At 69.1% G+C, this 19,350-nt stretch carries 14 protein-coding genes; 9 read left to right on the top strand and 5 right to left on the bottom strand.

Annotated elements, in window-relative coordinates:
• The first annotated feature begins 109 nt into the window (after positions 1 to 109).
• Positions 110 to 1,285: a WD40/YVTN/BNR-like repeat-containing protein gene (locus ACQB60_RS06745; RefSeq protein ID WP_496924900.1), complete on the top strand. Its 1,176-nt coding sequence runs from the start codon at positions 110 to 112 to the stop codon at positions 1,283 to 1,285.
• A 28-nt stretch (positions 1,286 to 1,313) separates the two neighbouring features.
• Here the strand turns inward: ACQB60_RS06745 and ACQB60_RS06740 are convergent, their stop codons facing one another.
• From ACQB60_RS06740 to ACQB60_RS06730, 3 genes are all read right to left on the bottom strand, one after another.
• Positions 1,314 to 1,613 carry a YciI family protein gene (locus ACQB60_RS06740; RefSeq protein WP_496924899.1) on the bottom strand — a complete coding sequence of 100 codons (300 nt, stop codon included), beginning with the start codon at positions 1,611 to 1,613 and terminating at the stop codon, positions 1,314 to 1,316.
• A gap of 419 nt (positions 1,614 to 2,032) precedes the next feature.
• Positions 2,033 to 2,539 carry a response regulator gene (locus ACQB60_RS06735; protein WP_496924898.1) on the bottom strand — a complete coding sequence of 169 codons (507 nt, stop codon included), beginning with the start codon at positions 2,537 to 2,539 and terminating at the stop codon, positions 2,033 to 2,035.
• Positions 2,540 to 2,700: 161 nt separating this feature from the next.
• Positions 2,701 to 3,009 carry a hypothetical protein gene (locus ACQB60_RS06730; RefSeq protein ID WP_384830652.1) on the bottom strand — a complete coding sequence of 103 codons (309 nt, stop codon included), beginning with the start codon at positions 3,007 to 3,009 and terminating at the stop codon, positions 2,701 to 2,703.
• Positions 3,010 to 3,277: 268 nt separating this feature from the next.
• Between ACQB60_RS06730 and ACQB60_RS06725 the strand changes: the two genes are divergently transcribed.
• The 8 genes from ACQB60_RS06725 to ACQB60_RS06690 all read left to right on the top strand — a co-directional run bounded on the left by ACQB60_RS06725 (position 3,278) and on the right by ACQB60_RS06690 (position 17,145).
• On the top strand, positions 3,278 to 4,045 hold the full coding sequence (locus ACQB60_RS06725) for a DUF2637 domain-containing protein (protein WP_496924897.1): 768 nt from the start codon (positions 3,278 to 3,280) through the stop codon (positions 4,043 to 4,045).
• Between the two features lie 155 nt (positions 4,046 to 4,200).
• Entirely contained in the window at positions 4,201 to 4,473 is a 273-nt protein-coding gene (locus ACQB60_RS06720; RefSeq protein ID WP_496924896.1) for a hypothetical protein, read from the top strand.
• Between the two features lie 610 nt (positions 4,474 to 5,083).
• The gene (locus tag ACQB60_RS06715; protein ID WP_496924895.1) at positions 5,084 to 5,431 is read left to right on the top strand and encodes a hypothetical protein; all 348 of its coding nucleotides are present in this window, start codon (positions 5,084 to 5,086) and stop codon (positions 5,429 to 5,431) included.
• A 299-nt stretch (positions 5,432 to 5,730) separates the two neighbouring features.
• Entirely contained in the window at positions 5,731 to 7,875 is a 2,145-nt protein-coding gene (locus ACQB60_RS06710; protein ID WP_496925622.1) for a glycosyltransferase, read from the top strand.
• Between the two features lie 634 nt (positions 7,876 to 8,509).
• Positions 8,510 to 12,067 carry a SpaA isopeptide-forming pilin-related protein gene (locus ACQB60_RS06705; RefSeq protein ID WP_496924894.1) on the top strand — a complete coding sequence of 1,186 codons (3,558 nt, stop codon included), beginning with the start codon at positions 8,510 to 8,512 and terminating at the stop codon, positions 12,065 to 12,067.
• A gap of 499 nt (positions 12,068 to 12,566) precedes the next feature.
• Positions 12,567 to 14,777: an L-type lectin family protein gene (locus ACQB60_RS06700; RefSeq protein ID WP_496924893.1), complete on the top strand. Its 2,211-nt coding sequence runs from the start codon at positions 12,567 to 12,569 to the stop codon at positions 14,775 to 14,777.
• An 85-nt stretch (positions 14,778 to 14,862) separates the two neighbouring features.
• Positions 14,863 to 16,065, top strand: coding sequence for a hypothetical protein (locus ACQB60_RS06695; RefSeq protein ID WP_496924892.1), 1,203 nt, complete (start codon positions 14,863 to 14,865; stop codon positions 16,063 to 16,065).
• Positions 16,066 to 16,200: 135 nt separating this feature from the next.
• Entirely contained in the window at positions 16,201 to 17,145 is a 945-nt protein-coding gene (locus tag ACQB60_RS06690; RefSeq protein ID WP_496924891.1) for an FKBP-type peptidyl-prolyl cis-trans isomerase, read from the top strand.
• Between the two features lie 48 nt (positions 17,146 to 17,193).
• On the opposite strand, the gene ACQB60_RS06685 is transcribed toward ACQB60_RS06690, so the two are convergent.
• Together ACQB60_RS06685 and ACQB60_RS06680 are read right to left on the bottom strand one after the other, a co-directional pair.
• On the bottom strand, positions 17,194 to 17,316 hold the full coding sequence (locus tag ACQB60_RS06685; protein WP_496924890.1) for a hypothetical protein: 123 nt from the start codon (positions 17,314 to 17,316) through the stop codon (positions 17,194 to 17,196).
• Positions 17,313 to 18,581: a hypothetical protein gene (locus ACQB60_RS06680; RefSeq protein WP_496924889.1), complete on the bottom strand. Its 1,269-nt coding sequence runs from the start codon at positions 18,579 to 18,581 to the stop codon at positions 17,313 to 17,315. Before ACQB60_RS06680 ends, ACQB60_RS06685 begins: the two co-directional genes overlap by 4 nt.
• Between the last annotated feature and the right edge of the window lie 769 nt (positions 18,582 to 19,350).

The following is a 19,350-nucleotide window of genomic DNA, read 5'->3' as shown; positions in this document are numbered from 1 at the left end:
CTCCCCCCGGGCACATACCGACAGACGCCGCCAGGGGCCGGACGGTTCGCGCCCGGGTGCCATCCGGCCATCTGGACGCGGCCCGCCGGGTGGGCTAGCTTCGCGCGCCATGAGGGGCATGGGGAAGACGCGACGCAAGGTACGGGTGGGACTGTGGGCGGCGGCGTTCGGGGCGGTGGCCCTCGCGGCGGCGCTCCCCGCGCAGGCGGCGCCTGGCGCGGCCGGTGGGCCGGGGGAGGCGCGGGGGGCCGGCCAGGAACACCAGGGGTCCGCCCACGGACACCACGGGGCGCACTGGGCCCTCAAGAAGACCGGTACCGACGCCCGCTTCCGGGGGCTGGCCGCGGTGGGCCGCTCCACGGCGTGGCTCGCCGGGACGAAGGGCACGGTCCTGCGGACCACGGACGGCGGCACCAACTGGCGTGATGTGTCGCCCCCGGGTGCCTCGAACGTGGAATTCCGCGACATCGAGGCGTACGACGCGCGCCATGCGGTGGCGCTGTCGATCGGCGAGGGCGAGGCGTCCCGGATCTACCGCACGGCGGACGGCGGCAAGACCTGGACGGAGTCCTTCCGCAACGCCGACCCGAAGGCGTTCTACGACTGCATGACCTTCTTCGACCGCCGCCACGGCCTGGCGATGAGCGATCCCGTCGACGGCAAGTACCGCATCCTGGCCACCGCGGACGGCGGCCGCTCCTGGAAGGTGCTGCCGAACAAGGGCATGCCGGCCGCGCAGGAGGGCGAGGCGAGCTTCGCGGCGAGCGGCCAGTGCCTGGTCAGCTCCGGACCGCGTGACGTCTGGCTGGCCACCGGGGGAGCCGCGCACGCGCGCGTGCTGCACTCCGCCGACCGGGGGCTGACCTGGAGCGCCGCGAAAGCGCCGATCCCGGCGGGCGACCCGGCTCGCGGCGTCTTCGCCCTCGCCTTCCGCGAGCGGGGCCGCGCCGTGCAGGGGCTCGCGGTCGGCGGCGACTACCGGCCCGACCAGGCGTCCCCGGACGCGGCGGCGCTGAGCCGGGACGGCGGCCGCACCTGGCACACGGCCGCGCACCCCCCGCCCGCCTACCGCTCCGGCGTCGTCTGGCTCCCCGGCACCCGGGCCACGGCCCTCGCGGTCGGACCGACCGGTACGGACGTCACCGCCGACGGCGGCCGCACCTGGCGGACCGTCGACACCGGCTCGTACGACACGGCCGACTGCGCGGGCCCGCGTGGGCGGGGCTGCTGGGCGGCCGGCGAGAAGGGCCGGGTCGCGCGCCTGGAGGCCGACGGTACGCGCTGACCCCGCCCCGCCTCCGCCGAGGGCGCCCCTACGCGGGCAACTGCTGCCGGTACCCGGCCAGTTCGGGGGCGGTCTTCGTCGCGATGAACTCCGTGATGCGGTACTCGCAGACCCCGGCGGTCACGAAGGGGTCGCCCGCGGCGATCTTCTCGATGGCCGCGCGGTCGTCCCCGACGGCCAGGATGATCCCGCCGTCGCGGGGGTTCTTGCGGCCGGAGGCGAGGACGGTCCCGTTCGCGTAGAGCTCGTCGAGCCAGGCGACATGGGCGGCGAGCGCGGCGTCCACGCGCTCGACGGGTGCGGTGTAGGTCAATTCCATAACGAACATGAGCGCGAGGCTACCGTCCGGCCACGGAGCGGCGGGCACAGGCCGCCGTGGCCGGAACACACGGTCTTTCACCCGCTCCCGCCAGGCCGTACGCTTCGAACACAGGACCGTAGTGAACGTAGCTGACAGCAAACGCAGTTGACGCGATCCCGCGCGGGGCACGCGCGGGACGCGGACGTGGCCCCCGGACCCCGGGCCGACGAGGCAGCCCGCTTTCCGGGCGGCCGGAGTCGTGCATACGCCGACGGCACGGCTCCGGCCCTTCGTCCTCCCGGCCTGGTCATCGGGGCACTCCCGCAGCCTCGAGTGCCGGAGGGGACGGTGTGCGCGAGGGCCGCGTGAAGGGGAACCGCGGCTACGCGCCCGCGGCCGTCGTCGGCGGTGGGTTCTCCCCCGGCGGCGGCCGCCACTCACACCGCTTACGTCGGTGTCTCCTCCGGGCGCCGGGGGCGGCGCGCGCGGGGGCGCTGTTCGGGCACGTGGTGCTCGTGCTGCGCGGCGGCGTCCGAGCGCAGGGCGAGCAACTGGCCCTCCAGACAGCGCAGTCGCTCCTGGACGCGCAGCAGATAGCGGACCTTCGTGCGCAGCAGCCACGGGTCGATCGGCTTCACGATGAAGTCGGCCACGCCGAGGTCGTAGGCGGTCGCGGCCAGGCCGATGTCATGGCCGAGACCGGTGAGCAAGACGACCGGGATGTCCTGGGTCTGCTCCAGACGGTTCATGTAGCGCACCACGTCCAAGCCGCTGACCTGGGGCATCACCACGTCGAGCAGGACGAGCTGCAGTCCGCCCCGGAGCACCGCCTTGAGGGCCTGGTCGCCGCTGCTCGCCCGCTCCATGCGGCAGCCGAGCGGCGCGAGGGTGCTCTCCAGGGCGAAGAGGTTGTCCTCGTGGTCGTCGACGATGAGGATTCTGGCGTCGGACACGTCGGCCCCGCCTCCTCCCTCCGTCCCGTTTTCTCCCGCTCCCACCAGGACCACTTCACCGCAGGCATGAGCCAGGGGCAAGAGCCTTGCCGGACGAGTTCAGGGGAGAGGTTCCGGCCGCGTGATCGGGGCCTGGCCGAGTGTGACCCACCGGGCAGCCCCTAGTCGATCTCCCGCATCATCTTCTCCATCGCGCCCACAGAGTGCCGGGTTCGTGCCAGCTCCTCGCGGGTCTGCTTCAGGTCCTCGACCGAGCGCCGGTGCAACTCCACGTTGTCCTCCAGGAGTTGCGCGTACTTCAGGGCGAGCTTCTTGTACTGCTCCTCGCGTGCCGCGAGCAGCCGGGCCCGCCAGGTGGCGGCGATCTGCCACACGACCACGATCGACAGCAGGAAGAACCCGCCCGCCCCGACGGCCCCCACCAGGTCTTCGGCGCCCCCGGCGGCCACCGTCACCATCTCTTCAGTCACGTCGCCGCAGCCTCCTGCCCGCTCCCGTTCGCTTACCTGTCATGAATAGCTGACAGCTCCCGCGCGGGCCCTGTCAAAGAAACCTGACACATCTCAGGGGGAAGTCAGGGGCCTGTCGGGGTTGTCTCAGGGGTCCTGGCGATGACTGCCGTGGCTGGCCGCACCTCACTGACCTGGGCATCCCTTCTGGCGCGGAGAACACCGGTCTGGTCGTACTTCCCGCATCTGCCTGGAAGTTCCCGGGAATTCCCGCGCAAGTGTGCACGGGATGTGCACTGGCCTGGCTGCCGGATCACCTGCCCTGGGCCGTCGGCGCGCACCGAGCAGCGCGGGGGAGGGGGTGGCTGTGACGGGCGCGTTTCCCGGGGGCGCCGCGCAAGTTCAACCGCACCGCACGTCGGCATCCGACCTGTGGATCCGCCGAATCGGCGGCGTGGTCGTCGCAGCTGTGGCGGCGTACGCGTCGTATGTGCATCAGCGTGAGTTCGCCCGGCAGGGCGGGGCGGATCCGGTGAGCGCTACGTTGTGGCCGTTGTCGGTCGACGGGCTGCTTCTCTTGGCGACGGCGGGTCTGCTGAAGCATCCAGGCGGAAGCCGTGGGCGACGGACCAATGTCATGATGTGGCTGAGTTTCCTGCTGGGCATTGCCGCGTCCCTGGCGGCCAACATCGCCGCTGCACCGGAGCTCGCCTGGAGGTCAGTTTTGGTGGCGGGGTGGCCGCCGGTCGCTCTTCTGCTTGCCGTCGAGTTGCTGGCCCACCGGCCGGTGTCAGGGACGGGGGGCACCGCCAAATGTCAGGAAGACCGTGGTGGGGCTGGTGGCGGTGAGCGGGATTTCGGCAGTGATCCATTGCTAGTGCGGGCCCGTCAAGTGGATGCTCGGCATCGCGAGTTGCACCAGCGCCCGGTGTCGGCTGAGTCGTTGCGTCGTGAGCTGAGGGTCGGCGCGAGTCGGCCGAGGCAGTTGGCGGCCCTGGTTCGAGCCAGTTGCAATGGGGCCGATGCTCCCAGAGCAGGCATGGATGCTGAGTACTGATCAGATCCGATCCATTGGAAGAGAGGGGTTACGGCTCCATCCGCGCTACGTCCCCCACCACACTCTCAGCGTGTGTCGAGCCAGGAGCTATACCCGAGGGTCTCGTCCGACGGTGTAGCTGACGTGTGGGGGCCGCCGAAGTAGCCGCGGGCGGTGTGCGACTGGTGTTGACGGCGGCGGTGGAATCGGCCGGTTGCGGCAGATCGGGGTTCAACTCGTCCGGCCGCGCGCCGACCGGCGCTGCCCACATCCGGATCACAGCCGATCAACTGGCGTGCCTCGGTGAGTACTTGGTTGCCATTCAGACGCCGGGCGACCCCGAGGAGGTCATCCCTCGCGACCTCGCTTTCGCTGCAGGCAACGACACGGTGGCGGTGATTCTTGGAGGGCCCGTCGTCACGGACGTTCCGCGCGCCGGCTTGGCGTGACTATCAGGAAGAGGACACCTTCGAGCGCACTCGCTTCTTCCGCGTCCTCATGGTGCCGTGCCGCGGACACGGCACGCGCCATGGTGGTCGCGCATGGGGGCGAGGTCGATGCGTGGCTGCGGGCCCAGCTGAACAGTTGAGCCACCATCAGCTCCGGCTCACCCTCCATGACTCTCGCACTGCACGTTTGCAACTGCGGTCGTTGCATGATCGAGATCTCCGGCGGCACAACCGTGCGTCACCCCACAGTAGCTATGACCTATATAGGCAGTTAGCGCATTTTGACGCCTGGATTTCCTCACCTTCGCCTCATATGTTTCTAAGGCGGTTCATACTTTTTGAGGGCTTTTCTCGGTTGCCAGTTCTTAGGGGTGGGGTATGTAGAAGGCACCTCCGTACGCAGACGTAATCCGTTCTGCTATCGACGGCGCGAGTGCCTTCAGATGCCCACCCGCCCGCACAGGCAACCGAGTTGACGCCCGTGAGCGGTCCTCAGAAGTGCGTCCGGACCGGGTGCTCCCTTTTCCGCGGGCGCTCGGCCATGCCTGTCACGAGGTCCTTCGGGCTGCGACGTTCCACCAGCGGTTCTAGATATTTCGGGAGTTCATGTATGAGATGGCACGGCACGCTTGAGTACAAGCGCGCCTTCAGTATCTTCCGTGCCATGCCTTATCCCAGCCGCCCACAGACCAAGGAATTCCAGGAATGGGGTTCCGAGTTGCTTTCGCTCGATACCCATGTGGCGGGGTATGCGGAACGTGTCGACAGCGGCGAGCTATGCGCCCACGACATCCCGAAATTGGAAGCCCTCGCATGCCAGGTCGGCACTCTCCGGGACACCCTGGCCGCGGTTCCCGCGCCGACGGACCGGGACGTGCAACTCAAGGAGGAGTACCGGACGTATGTCGAGACGCTGCACCGGATGATGGCCCACCTCCTGCGGCTGGCGGCGGAGTAGCAGCCCGCCCGACCCGGAGGTCCTGAGCGTGCGGCCTGAGGTTCTCTCCCACCGAGGAAACCTCAGGCCGCGTGCGGGGAGTAGTGCTGGACACTGCTCACGAATCTCGCGGCGCCGCGGTCCTTGAGCCGGATCTTGAGCATGCACTCGCAGTACCGCGGCGTAACCCGGATACGAGACCGCGTGAATTGATCTGCTCTCCTGTGGCATGCCTGCACGGACGATGCGCTTTCACGTTGTCCGAAGCGAAAGAACTTAAGCACAAGAACAGTTAAGAAATCTCCTTGCGTGGCACCCGAATGAAAATTGCTTTCCTGATCAACAATGCCTATGGCATCGGCGGCACGATCCGCGCCACCGCGAACCTGTCCCGCGCGCTGGTGGCAAGGCACGACGTCGAAGTCGTGAGCGTTCACCGGCTGAAGGATGAACCCGACCTCTCCTTCGACGAGCGGATACGGCTGACCTCGCTGATCGACATGCGCGAGGACAGCCCCACCTACGAGGGCGATCACCCGCTGACCCGCAGGCCGTGCACGATGTTCCCCGACACCGGTGCCGCAGCGATCTCCGCACGCCTGCCCTACACGGCGCTCCAGGACGAGCGCATCGGCCAGTGGCTGCGCGAGACCGACGCCGACGTGGTGATCGCCACCCGCCCCGACCTCAACGGCTACCTTGCCCGTGACGGCCAGGACCGCTACCTGCGCATCGGGCAGGAACACCTGAGTCTGGACGCGCACAACCCCATCCTGCGCGCGCATCAGAATGCGGCGGTCGCGCGCCTGGACGCGTTCGTGACCGTGTCCGAAGCCGACGCCGCGCAGTACCGTCAGGCTCTGCCTGACGTGCCGAGCCGGATCCTGTGCATTCCAAACAGCGTGCCCGAGCCCGCTGTTGAACCCTCCGACCACAGTTCCGACATCATCGTCGCTGCGGGCCGCCTCACCGGCGTCAAGCGTTATGACCGACTGATCGACGCCTTCGCGAAAGTCGCTCACGTTCACCCCACCTGGACACTGCGCCTCTACGGACGTGGCGCGGAGCGGCCCAAGCTGCGACGCCAGATCGACGAACTCGGCCTGTACGACCGCGTATCCCTCATGGGGCCGGTCGCCCCGATCGAGACCGAGTGGGCCAAGGGGGCCATCGCCGCCGTCTCCTCCGACATGGAGTCCTTCGGCATGACCATGGTCGAGGCCATGCACTGCGGTGTCCCTGTGGTCGCAACCAACTGCCCCCACGGGCCCGCGGAAATCATCGATGACACCAACGGCGTTCTGGTGCCCCTGGAAGACGGGGTGGACGGATATGCCGTAGCCCTTGATCGGCTCATGGCCGACGCGTCGCTCCGCGCGCGTATGGGCGCCGCTGGGCGTCAGCGGGCCATGGCCTACGCACCTGCGGCCATCGCCCGGCGCTACGAGACCTTGTTCGAGGAATGCGCCGCCCCACGTCGCCGCCGCTGGGCGAAGGCCACGCGCCCCGGCCTCCTGTGGAGTCGCCTTCGGTCCGCACTTCCGGGCAGGGCCACCGAGTCGAGCGAGCCGTCGGCCGCACCGGCGCTGTCTCCTGAACAGAAGCCCGGCGCGCGCCCCCTCGCCTTCGCCCGTGCCGCTGCCGACGGCGGCATCAGTATTCGCCTTGACCGGTCGTCCCTGCCGCCTGGACGTCTCGAATTCCTGGCCCGCCTGCGCCGTGACCCCAAGGGCCGACACATCCGTGTTCCCCTCCCCGACAGCGATACCGCGCCTCATGCGGACGACATCCACATCACGCTCAGTGCGACCGAGCATGCCCTGGTGGAGGGGCGATGGGACTGTTACGTGGTGGGCGCAGCCGGGACGGCGGGCAAGAAGGCGCGCATCGTAGGTGCGCTGGCAGAACGGTCGCGCAGTGTCGGCCGGGCCCCCGTCATGGCCGACGGTGAGGTGAAAGCATGGCTTCCTTATGTCACCACCGACGGGTTCCTGGCCCTTCGTACCTGGCAGCGCGCCGCACACGCGGAAGTGGAAAGCGTCTTGGTCGGTGACGACCATGCCACTGTCACCGCACGGCTCTTCTCGGCCCGAGCCCCTGGCTCTCTGGGCGCTGCGACGGTGGTCGCGGTCTCGCGACAGGGAGAGGCATACGATTTCGCGGTCCCCGTCACTCAATTCGCCGAGGGCCCTCAGCACTTCACCTTCAGGCTGCCCTACTCACGGGCCCTCGCGCGGCGGAGCAACCCTCACGACTTGTGGGACCTGCGCCTCCAGATAGGGCCTACCAATCCACCTATTCCGATCGGTCGCATCGGTGGCGACATCGTCGACCGCAAGAAGACCGATGTCGTCCCTGCTGTCCTGCTGCCGCACGAAGTGCGCGGCGAGACGCGCGCCAAACCCTTCTTCACCGTCACCAACGACCTGGCCCTGAGCCTGCGGGACACGGGTGAGGCGGTGTGACCCACGAAGCCCGGTGCGCGGCCGGGGGAGCCGCCAGTCGGCCATCGGATAGACGGTGCTGCCCGGCGGCTTGAGGGTGGTGCAGCCCCTGCAGTGGGACTGGCTCTGTGCGAACTTGCCGTACGAGCCTGACAACTCGGCAGCCGCCCGCTTCTTCGCGCTGTCGACGAGGGCGCAGCGGGTGATGGCTGCGTCGCCGTCCGAGCGGACGAAGGGTTCAGGTCCCTCGCGCTGGGCGGTGCCACCGCGGTTCACCGCGCCCTCCAGGAAGTGCACGCGATGTGCACGGGTGGCGGCCGTCCTGCCCATGACCGCAGTTCAGGGCCCGTTCCACGGCGTGCCTGCACTGTTCTGACACATCTCAGGGGGAAGTCAGGGGCCTGTCGGGGTTGTCTCAGGGGTCCTGGCGATGGCTGCCGTGGCTGACCGCACCTCATTGACCTGGGCGTTAAGCGGTACAGCGTGGCGGGTGGCGCGGAAACGCCGCCGAACAGAGGAAAAGGCTCCTCTCGGTGAGTGCTTATCGACTCCTGAACGAACCCCGCACATATCTGACGGGTAATCAGGAACCTGAGCACTCCACATGCATGTGGAGCGAGCCGCCCGCCTGTATCCCCGAACAGGAGACATTTTGATGACGGCCCTTCCTGCTGCCTCGCGCAGCAGACAGATGCCCTTGCGCGCCGGCGCCCTCGGCGTGGTGTTGCCCCTGCTGGCTTCCGGCGTGGTCATGGGCGCCGCACCGGTGGCGCGGGCTGCCGAGGCCGGTGACGGCAGCGTCAAGATCAGAGTGGTCCGCGAGGTCAACGCGAACGGCCGTTGGGACCGTGTCCTTGAGCCCGGTATGAGAAAGGTGAAGGTGAACCTCACCGACGACGCGGGCACCACCATCTCCGGGACGACCGGGACGGACGGCACCGTCACCCTCTCGCCGGCCTCCACGGCGCTCAAGGGCCATAAGTACCGCGTCCAGGTGATGAACCCCAAGCCGGGCGTGCTGTACTCGGCGCACGCCTCGCGCGAGGGCCTGCTGGGCGGCGACCCGGAGTATCTGTCCAGCACCGAGGAGTTCGTCGATCTCTCGGGCGGCCACGACGCCGAGGTCACCACGGCGTTCTGGAACCCGGCGGATTACTGCCAGAAGAACGCCACGCTGGTCACCGCCTGCTTCCGCAAGGACCACAAGGGCGGTCCGGCGGACAGCGACACACGAACCCTCATCAAGTTCCCGTACAACGCGCGCGGGAACAGGAATCAGACGACGGACCTGTCGGACAAGGCCACCACGGGCGCGGTGTACGGCATCGGCTACAGCAAGCAGAAGAAGCGGATCTTCTCGGGCGCGATGGCGCGGCGCGGCTCCGCCTACGGCCCCGGCGGGCAGGGTGCGATCTATGTGACCGACCCGGAAAGCGGGGACACCGCCCCGTTCACGACCGTCCCCGGCGCCGGCACCACCCCGCACCAGATGGACACCGACATGGACCTCGGGTTCAACCCGGCGGTCACCAAGGAGTCGCTGGGCGACGTGGAGGTGTCCGAGGACGGCAAGGACCTGTACACAGTCAATCTGAAGGACCGCAAGCTCTACCGCTACGACGCCACCCAGCCCACCGCGGCCGCCCCCAAGGCGTCGTACCCGATTCCCGACCCGGGGTGTGCGGCTGCCGGTGACTGGCGCCCCTTCGGCCTTGGCGTCCAGGACGGCGTCGTCTACGTCGGCGGTGTCTGCTCGGGCGAGTCGAGCCAGAAGCAGGGCGACATGCGAGCGGTCATCAAGACGTTCGACCCGGCGGGCGGCGCGTTCACCGGCACCGTGATGGACCAGCCGCTGCACTTTCCCCGTGAGACCACCGACACCATCGCCACTGGCGGCTGCGGGGGCAGCACCTGGTACCCGTGGTCGGATGACTGGCGCAACAAGCAGGACGGCACCAAGACCTGCAGGGGAGGGCGCATCGGCTACCCGCAGCCGGTGCTCGCCGACATCATCGTGGACACCGACGGAGACCTGATCCTGGGCTTCAGGGACCGCTTCGCCGACCAGTCGGGCATGGACATCACGCACCGGGACGCGACCGGGTCCTTCCTCGTCCGGGCCATGTCGGGCGGTGATCTGAACCGGGCGTGCCCGGGTGCGGACGGCAAGTTCGTGATGGACGGCAACGGTGGCTGCACCAACAACTCCACGGTCGCCGGGATCAAGGAGTTCTACCCCGGCGACCGGCGGACCACCTGGCACCGGGAGGCCGCGTTCGCCGGTGTGGCGCTGTCCAAGGTCGAGGACACCATCGCCTCCTCCGGCATCGACCCGATCGAAACCACCTACGTCAGCGGCACGCTCTTCGTGAACCGGGTGGGCGGCGGCGCGGCACCGGGCCTGGGCAACGTGCAGAACAGCAGCTTCGGCAAGGGCGGCGCGATGGCCGACCTGGAGGTTCTGTGCGACGAGGCGCCGATCCAGATCGGCAACCGTGTCTGGTACGACGTGGACAAGGACGGTATCCAGGACCCGGGTGAGAAGCCGGTTCCGGGCGTGACGGTCAACCTGTACGACGAGGACGGCGCTGTCGTCGCCACCACGACGACCACCAGCCGTGGCGAGTACTACTTCGACAGCGTCAAGGACGGCCTGAAGTTCAACACCAAGTACACGATCAAGATCGACAACCCCGACGACTACGCGGAGGGCGGACCGCTCTACCGCTGGGCCGTCACCCAGAACGACGCCGGCAGCAACGACTTCATCGACAGCGACGGCAAGGTCCCGGCCGGCGGTGAGTATCCCGAGCACACCATCACCACCGGCAGCGCGGGCCAGGACAACCACACCTACGACTTCGGATACAACCAGCCGGACGGCGAGGTGCGGATCCTGAAGGTGGACGCGGACACCAAGAAGCCGGTCGCCGGGGCCGAGTTCCAGCTGTGGCGCGAGACCAACGGCGAAGACGACCTCCAGACCGGCGGGGACACCCCCGACACCAAGGTCAGCGCCGCCATCACCACGGGCGCCGACGGCCTCGCCAAGAGGGTCCGCCAGCCCTTGGGCACGTACTACTGGCAGGAGACCAAGGCCCCGGCCGGATACCAGCTGCCCGACCCCGCGGTCTTCGGCCCCCTGGAACTCGACTTCGACAACTACCGCAAGGGCGTCCAGACGACGGCCGAGGATCCGCCCATCCCCTTCGGCGAGGTGCGGGTCCTGAAGGTGGACGCGAAGAGCACGAGGCCGGTCGCCGGGGCCGAGTTCCAGCTGTGGCGCGAGACCAACGGCGAAGACGACCTCCAGACCGGCGGGGACACCCCCGACACCAAGGTCAACGGCGTCATCACCACGGGCGCCGACGGCCTCGCCAAGGCGGTCCGCCAGCCCTTGGGCACCTATTACTGGCAGGAGACCAAGGCCCCGGTCGGATACCGGCTGCCCGACCCCGCGATCTTCGGCCCCCTGGAGCTGGACGTCGACAACTACCGCGGGGGCGTCGAGGTCACCGCCGAGGACGAGCCCCTGGAAACGCGGGTCTCCGGTTCGGTACGGGTGCTCAAGGTCGACGCCAAGACGAAGAAGCCGCTCGCGGGCGCGGACTTCCAGCTGTGGCGCGAGACCAATGGCACCGCCGGACTGCAGCGGACCGGTACGGCCGACACCAAGGTCGGCGCCACCCGCACCACCGACGGCAAGGGCCTCATCACGGTCTCGGTGCCACTGGGCACCTACTACTGGCAGGAGACCAAGGCGCCGAGCAGGTACAGGCTGCCCAGGCCGGCCGTCTTCGGCCCCCTGGTCCTGACCCGAGAAAACGCGGGCGCGGGTGTGTCCGCCACTGCGGAGAACCAGCCTGTCCCGCCGAAGCCGGGCCGGATCGTCCTGCTCAAGAAGGACGCCGAGACCCGCAAGGCCCTGCCCGGCGCGGTCTTCCAGATCTGGCGGGAGACCAACGGGCGCCCGGGCCTGCAGCGGACCGGCACGCGCCGCGACACCCAGGTCGGTTCCGGCTGCGCGACCGACCTGCGCGGTGAGTGCCGTTTCACGGTCCCCAACGGCATGTACTACCTCTACGAGACGGCCGTCCCCGAGGGATACAGGTTGCCCGAGAAGCGCGTGTCCGGGCCGTACCGCATCACCGAGAAGACCAAACGGATCGAAGCCACCCTCTACAACCCGCGCGATGACGCCGACAAGAAGTAGACGGCACACCCCACGCCGTACGGCGTGACATGCGGCGGCCTCCCTTTCGTGGAGACCGCCGCATGCATGAGAACACCGGTTCTCTCGCCCGGCCTCCTCATGCGGCGAGGAGTCCTTGACAACGGGCGGAGCCATGTGAAACGGCAGCAGCCGGACCCAGAGGTCGTCGCGAAGCCGAGCGAGTGCGGTGACCAGCTCCGAGACCGCCGTACGTGATCTTCTTGCCCGGCCGCCCGGTCAGGGAAGACGGCGAGTTGGACGTCCCAGTCGGCGCAGGTCCGCGGGAGCGCGCTTCACTGCCACCCCGTGGCCAGGCCCTGAGCGGCACGTCCACTCGCATGTTCCCGTCACCTGCTTAGCCTTCCTGTATCGCGCCTGCCGTCACGCAGTGTTGTGCTTCCGAGGAAACCGGTCACTCTACGCAATTGAATGGGCGTAGCAAGCCAACGACACGCACGACATCCGACAGGCGTGGTGCGCCCGGGAAAGGCTCCTGAAAATGACCGACACCAGACAGGCACGGGGGCGGAGGGCCGGGCTGCTGCGTTCGCGCCTCGCTGCCCCCCTCGGCCTGGTCACCGCCGCAGCGATCGGCCTGACCATGGCGACTTCACTGACCTCGGCGACGGCCGTGGCGCGAGGGGACTACGACCACGAGGAAAAGTTCAACGGAACCTCAATCGACGCGAGCCAGTGGTACAGCTCCGCTGGCAGCAAGGGCACCGGTTACGCCTGTCTGACGGCGGCCACGGGCCAGAAGGGCCCGCTCAAGGCGTGCCCGGGCGGGACCCCGGACCGGGACGGCCACGGCGCCCTGCGGCTCACGTCGAACGACCTCAACCAGAACGGTTTCGTCGTGTCGCGGAACCCGTTCCCCGCCGACCGCGGCCTGGAACTCACCCTCGACTACGCGTCGTACGACTCGAAGGGCGGCCCCGGTGCCGACGGCATCGCGGTCATGCTGCTCGACGGGGGCGTGCCGCTGCCCAAGGGCGCCGGCGCGTACGGCGCCGGGCTCGGCTACAACGGCATCAAGGGCGGTTACCTGGGCGTCGGCATCGACAACTACGGCAACTTCCTGAAGAACCAGGACGGCTTCCCCGGCCAGGCGAAGCGCAAGGCGAACTCGGTCACCGTGCGCGGCACGACGGAGCAGAGCAACCAGGTCGTCGACACCTACCCGTCGGACCGCAGCCTCGATGCCCCGAAGGCCAAGGACCGCAACAGCGCGGTGCGTTCGGTCCGGGTCCGGCTGTCGACCGCCGGGCGTCTCTCGGTCGCCGTGGACTTCCACGACAAGCAGGGCTTCCAGAACAAGATCGACAACTTCGATCTCAACAACGTGCCAGGACAGCCGAAGCTGCCGAAGAACCTCCGTTTCGGCCTCGCCGCCTCCACCGGTGCGAGCGTCGAGTACCACGACGTGTGGAACCTCAGGGCAGCGACCCTCCCCGACCGGCTGACCAGCACGGTCGACCCGGCAGGCCCGATCACCGCGGACCGCAGGACGTCCTTCGACCTCAAGGCCGGCAACGATCCGGCGGCCGGGCCGACGGACGGGCCGCGCACGTCGAGGGCCGAGTTCCCCCAGGGGATCACGCCGACCGATGCGTCGGGTGACGGCTGGAAGTGCAAGGTCAACGGTCAGGCGGTGACCTGCACGAACCCCGGCACCGGCAAGAACGAGCTGGGCCCGGGCAAGCAGTGGCCGCCGGTCCACATCAAGACGAAGATCAAGCCGGGCACCAAGGGTGAGCAGAAGATCACCAGCAACGTGACCGGTCCCGACGGCAAGCCCGGTCCGACCATGGAGACCACCGTCCGCGTCAACCTCGACGAGAAGCCGAGCGTCACCGCGGTCATGACGAACGATGCCCGGCTGAGGGCCGGTGACAACGCGGCCTGGACGATCAAGACGAAGAACGATGCCAAGGCGACGGGCGCCACCAACGGCCCGGTCACCGTGACCCGCACCTTCCCCGAGGGCGTCGAGATCGTCTCCGCCGACGGCCCGAACTGGCGCTGCAAGATCGCCAAGCAGGCCGTCACCTGCACCCGTCCCGGCACCGGCGCCGACATCGCCAACCCGGGCGACAGCTTCCCGGACATCCACATCGGCGCCATCGTCCCCAAGACCTACAAGGGGCACGAGATGAAGGTCCCCGGCTCCGTGGAGACGCCGAACAACAGGGCCAAGAACACCAAGACCAACGAGATCCTGCCGGTCGGCCGGGCCGCGGTGGAGGAGCCGAACCTCGCCGTGAACGTCACGCCGGTCGGCGCCCAGGCAGAGAAGCAGCCGGGCAAGGCGAAGATCGCCGTGGACAACGACAAGAACGCGGGCCCGACCCACGGCACGGTCACCGTCTCCCGTGACTTCGGCGACGGCGTCACGCCGACCGCAGCCTCCGGCGACGGCTGGAAGTGCACCGTCAACGGCCAGAACGTGCGGTGCACCCGGCCCGGCACCGGCAAGGACGCCCTCGAACCGGGCAAGGCGTACCCGCCGATCACCGTGGAGACGAAGAACGGCCCCGCCGCCACGGTCCCGGGCGAGACCAAGGTGACCACGCAGGGCTCCGACCGCAACGAACAGGTCGTCCGTGACACCACCGTCGTCGTCAAGGACCCGAAGGCGGACGCCGCCTGCGGCGCCTACATCAAGAACCGGGCCCTCTGCGCGCAGCGGAGCCAGCCGGCCGTCGGCTGAACCGGCCGCCCAGCGGCAGCGGTGCGCGACCGCCCGCTGCCGCTCCCAAGACCACTCAGCGACACCATTGAAGGAGACGATGGCCATGGCTTCGTGGCGCATCAAGAGATCGCGGACCGTGATCGCGGCAGGCATGGGCCTGACCGCACTGTTCTCCGCCGCCCTCCCGGCGGCGGCCTACGACGTCGACGACAACGTCCTGTACACCAAGGACGACCAGTGGGGCCAGGTCATCAAGACCGATGACTGCGTCCAGGCCAACGCCTGGGTCGCCCGGGTCAGCGGAATCGGCGGCCTGATCAACACCGCCCTGTTCGAGTCGCACTACCCGGCCAGCGCGCGTGCCCCCAAGCAGCACGCGGGGGGTGACAGCGTCCTCGACCTGGCCCCCGGCGGCATCGGTGTCGGCAAGGTCTCGGCGCTGTACTCGCGTTCGCTGGGCCACGCCCGGCCACCGACCCGCGCGGGCGGCAAGGACGTCGAGGCCCGCGGCGAGGTCTACTCGGACGCCGGGCTCGGCGCCATCGACGTCGGCATCCCGTACATCGCCAGCCCCTTCGGGGGTACGCAGCTGTCGCCGATCGGCGCGCACGTCGACGCCATCCAGGTCTCGGCCTGGTCCCGCCCGGGCAAGCCGGTCTCCTTCACGGGTGGCCTCGCCTCGGGCTACTTCTCGGTGCTGGGCTTCGACATCCTCGACATCCCCGACCTGTGGGCCTCGAACTTCGGCGCCCGCATCCCGTCCGACTACACCTCGGACCCGCTGCTCCTCGCGTTCACCAACGAGCAGGTCACCACGGACGAGACCGGGCACGTCACGGTCGGCAAGGACAAGCACTACAGGTACGACGGCAAGGCCACCAGCGGGTTCGTCAACGCGATCCACGCCAGTGTCCTCGGCGGCAACGTCGCCGACGTCTCACTCGGCCACGCGGCCGTCATCCGCGACCCCAAGCGCACCGACAAGTACGCCGTGAAGGACAAGCTCAACCCGGTCAACCCCGGGGACGGGCAGGCCGAGCGCTCGGTGTCGGTGCCCACGGTCAAGACCGACCTCAGCAAGTTCCCGAGCAAGGGCGGCAAGCGCGGCTGGGCGCCCCTGCGCAAGCCCGGCGACGCCTCCCGGCCGGAGCGGGTGATCGACCGCCGGGCCGACACGATCTGGAAGGAGGCCAACCCCTCGGCGGACCCGGTCCGGCGCACGTCCTGCGCCCCGTTCGCGCCGCCGAAGGAGGCCAAGGGCCAGATCAGCCGCAAGCTGCGCGGCGCAGGCATGAACTGCTGGTAGTCCGTCAGGTCGCGTGACCGGTTGCCGTACACCCGTGGGGTGTACGGCAACCGGTGTGTCGGGCCGCGGATCCGCCGCGCCGAAGGGTCGTACGGGGACGCTCCATGACGACACCCACCCCACAGGAGATCACCCGTGCACCCCACATCCGTCGTGCGCACCGGCGCCGCCCTGGCCCTCGCCGCGGTGGCGGCCGCGGCCTGCGCCGCCCCCAAGCCCCAGAACATCCCCGAGGTCACGGGTGCGCCCGGCACCCGCCCCACCATCACCATCCCGGACCGGCCCGCCCCCAAGGACGCGCGCGTGAAGGTCCTCAGAGAAGGTACGGGGGCCGCGGTGAAGAAGGGCCAAGTCGCCGTCACCGACGTCGAGATGAAGATCTGGGAGGGCAAGAAGAAGCTCATGTCGTCGTGGGGACTGACCCAGCCGACGACGGTCTCCTTCGACGGCGAGCACGTCTCGCGCACCTGGGACCAGGCCCTCATCGGCCGCGAGGGCGGCAGCCGTGTCCTCATGGTCACGCCGGCCACCAGCGGCTTCGGGCCGAACGGCATGGCGCCCGCACAGGTCAGGCCCAGCGACCACATGGTGCTCGTCTTCGACCTGATCGGCGGCTACGACATCGACCAGCGGGTGGCCGCGAGCAATGGGGGTGCGACGGGTGCGCCCGAGGGCGCGCCGACCGTCGACTTCCCCGCGGGCAAGCTGGCCCGGGTGAGCTGGGCCGGCGCCGCCAAACCGCAGAAGCTGCACGTACGCACGGTCACCGAGGGCAAGGGGCCTGTCGTGCGGGACGGGGACGTCGCCGTGGTGCAGTACTCGGGCTGGGAGTGGGGGAAGGCGAAGCCGTTCCGGTACACGTACGGCGTCACCGGGCCCAACGGCATGGTGGTGAAGAAGGAGGCGATGCTGCCCGGCATGTACGAGGCGCTCAAGGGTGTACGTGTCGGAAGCCGGCTACAGATCTCGGTTCCGGCGAACTACGTGCCCGGCTTCAAGATGACCCGGGGTGGTCTCGTGCAGCCGCCCGGGGCCTCGGTGATGTACATGGTGGACGTACTCGACCGCCAGGACCGCTGACACCTTCGTAGGAGGAGCGGCGGTCCCGGCGGCCGTTCGGTGCGGAGCTCAGTCCTCGGCGGGCGGTTTGTGCAGGACCGCCGCATGCCCGGTCGCCACGTCGGCCACGGCGGGCGACTTACGGCCGGGCCCGTAGGAGGAGTGCGTGAGCTGACGTGGGGAGGCGGTCATAGACCGAACAGGCCCCAGAAGCCGTCCCACACGTCCGAGGCGCCCTGCGCGACCCAGCTGACGGCATCGCCGGCCCAGCCCCACACGGTGTTCCACGCGTCTGCGAAGGCCCTGACGATCCACCAGGTGGTGTCGATCGGCTTGCCCTTGATCATGTGGGTCTTGGGGTCGACGGGGACGCACTCCGGCGGCGGGAAGGGCGGCAGCATACCGACCTTGAACGACTGCGCCTGGGGGGCGCGGACGACTGACCCGTCCTTGATGGCGTCGTCCGGGGGACAGGCCGGGGGCCGCGGGACGACGAACTCCTGGGCGCGGTGCTCTCCGGCGGCGGGCTTCGTCTTGTCCACCGGCTCCTCGGCGGGCGTCTTCCCAGCCGGTGCCGCGGCCTCGCCGCCGCCGATGACGGCGGAGTGGCCGATCGTGACGTCGGTGACCGTCGAGCCGAAGATGGTCAGGTGCACGGCGTTGGCGTAACCGCTCGTGGCCTTCTCGTCCCACGTCTTCGTGGGCTCGCCGTTCTGCGTCGTCGTCTTCATCTCGTTGATGGTCGCGACGGCGTATGGGGACCGCTTGTCCGTGCCGGGGATGACGACCCGGGTGTTCGGCTTCACCTTCTTGGTGAGGTCGACGACCTTCTTCTGGCCGACGTAGATCGCACCGCTCTTCATGCTGCTGGTGAACTTCACCGGCTGCCCCGGCTTGGACAGCGCCGACGACGTGGCGCGCTCCAGGTGGACGCCGATGACCACGGGCTTCTTGTCCTTGCCCGTGTCTTGCGGGATGCGCACGTCGAGGGTGCCGCCGCCTACGTCCGCGTACGAGGCGCCGGGCGCGGCCAGTTCGATGTTTCGGCGCTTGGTGCTGGGCAGCTTGCCGCCGAGGGCGCGGGCGAAGTGCGAGGAGACCTTACCGACGGGGACGCCGCTGGTCTTGATGCCGAGCACCTTGTCGCCCGCCCTGCGTAGGCCGGGGACATCCTTGCGCGCGGGATACCGGGCCTCGATGAGCGGGGTCTTGGGCAGCTTCTTGATGCCATTGACGCGCAGCAGCCACGAGTCGGCCCGCAACTTCGGCGGGAGGGGCTTGCCGAACGCATCGACGGCGGGATCGATGCCGCCCCAGGTGTCCTCGACGGAGTCGAAGCCCGGGGGCACATGGGCCTCGGCCGGCTGGGCCGCGCCAAGGGCGACCGTGGCCGCGAGGCCCGACACGCAGAACGCGCGCAGCACGCGGGAACCGTGCCGTGAAGTCCTGGCTGTCATTGAGGGAATCTCCTTGTGCACGAGGAAAGTTGAAGGGCTGGAGGCGAGGGGCGCCGTCTCAGGCGGAGCGCAGCACGGCGGCGCGGCCGGCGGTCACATCAGCGGCCTCGGTGCCGAGCAGCAAGAGGGGAACGCGTTCGCATGGCCGCTGGCGGCCTTCGGGTCGAATGCGTGGTGGTGAGCGCGTTGGGCTGCCGGCTGTAGTCGGCGGAGACACGGATGCCGAAGCTGGTGGGCCACAGGTCGGGGTCGTCGATGACGCTCTGCCCGGCGAGGGAGACGTGGCCGCCGCCGCGCCGCCGGAAATGTCGTGCGGCGCACGCGGCCATAGGTGCCATGGGCCTTCCAGTCCCTTCTCGCGGAGGGTGACCGAACCCAAGCCTTCGACCACTCTCCGTAAGGAGAGCATTAGGTGCCAGGGCGTGCATGCGTCAACGGTCCATCTGGGGGGTGGGTCAGTCGGTGTACGGCGTCGAGGGTCACTGGGGGCGAGTGGGCGTCGCGCCCGTCTTCGAATGTCGCGCACACCGCACGCCACTCCTGTGGCGCGAGGACCGTTTGCCAGGGATGCCCACGATCGGGGAGCCGTCGTCGCCCTGGCCGAGGAGATCTCCCCGCGCTATGAACTGCTGACGGCAAGCATGGCTTCGCTCCTGGCCGGCCCCGTTCCCGCAGGAGTACGACCACGTGGTCACCGTGACCAAGTACCGGACGCCGGTGCGGGGGTGCTCGCTGTGTCACGCGTTCAACCCGGCCAAGGAGAAGGTCT

It is taken from the genome of Streptomyces odontotermitis (genome assembly GCF_050510915.1).
In the GTDB taxonomy this organism is placed as follows: domain Bacteria; phylum Actinomycetota; class Actinomycetes; order Streptomycetales; family Streptomycetaceae; genus Streptomyces.
Note: the sequence above shows the minus strand (reverse complement) of the source record. Positions and strands in the feature narration are given on the sequence as shown.

Excerpts from the sequence above, each read along its gene's own strand:
- ACQB60_RS06745 (WP_496924900.1), top strand. The coding sequence starts at position 110 with ATGAGGGGCATGGGGAAGACGCGACGCAAGGTACGGGTGGGACTGTGG.
- ACQB60_RS06740 (WP_496924899.1), bottom strand. The coding sequence starts at position 1,613 with ATGTTCGTTATGGAATTGACCTACACCGCACCCGTCGAGCGCGTGGAC.
- ACQB60_RS06725 (WP_496924897.1), top strand. The coding sequence starts at position 3,278 with ATGTGCACTGGCCTGGCTGCCGGATCACCTGCCCTGGGCCGTCGGCGC.
- ACQB60_RS06715 (WP_496924895.1), top strand. The coding sequence starts at position 5,084 with ATGAGATGGCACGGCACGCTTGAGTACAAGCGCGCCTTCAGTATCTTC.
- ACQB60_RS06710 (WP_496925622.1), top strand. The coding sequence starts at position 5,731 with ATGAAAATTGCTTTCCTGATCAACAATGCCTATGGCATCGGCGGCACG.
- ACQB60_RS06705 (WP_496924894.1), top strand. The coding sequence starts at position 8,510 with ATGACGGCCCTTCCTGCTGCCTCGCGCAGCAGACAGATGCCCTTGCGC.
- ACQB60_RS06700 (WP_496924893.1), top strand. The coding sequence starts at position 12,567 with ATGACCGACACCAGACAGGCACGGGGGCGGAGGGCCGGGCTGCTGCGT.
- ACQB60_RS06695 (WP_496924892.1), top strand. The coding sequence starts at position 14,863 with ATGGCTTCGTGGCGCATCAAGAGATCGCGGACCGTGATCGCGGCAGGC.
- ACQB60_RS06685 (WP_496924890.1), bottom strand. The coding sequence starts at position 17,316 with ATGACCGCCTCCCCACGTCAGCTCACGCACTCCTCCTACGGGCCCGGC.
- ACQB60_RS06680 (WP_496924889.1), bottom strand. The coding sequence starts at position 18,581 with ATGACAGCCAGGACTTCACGGCACGGTTCCCGCGTGCTGCGCGCGTTC.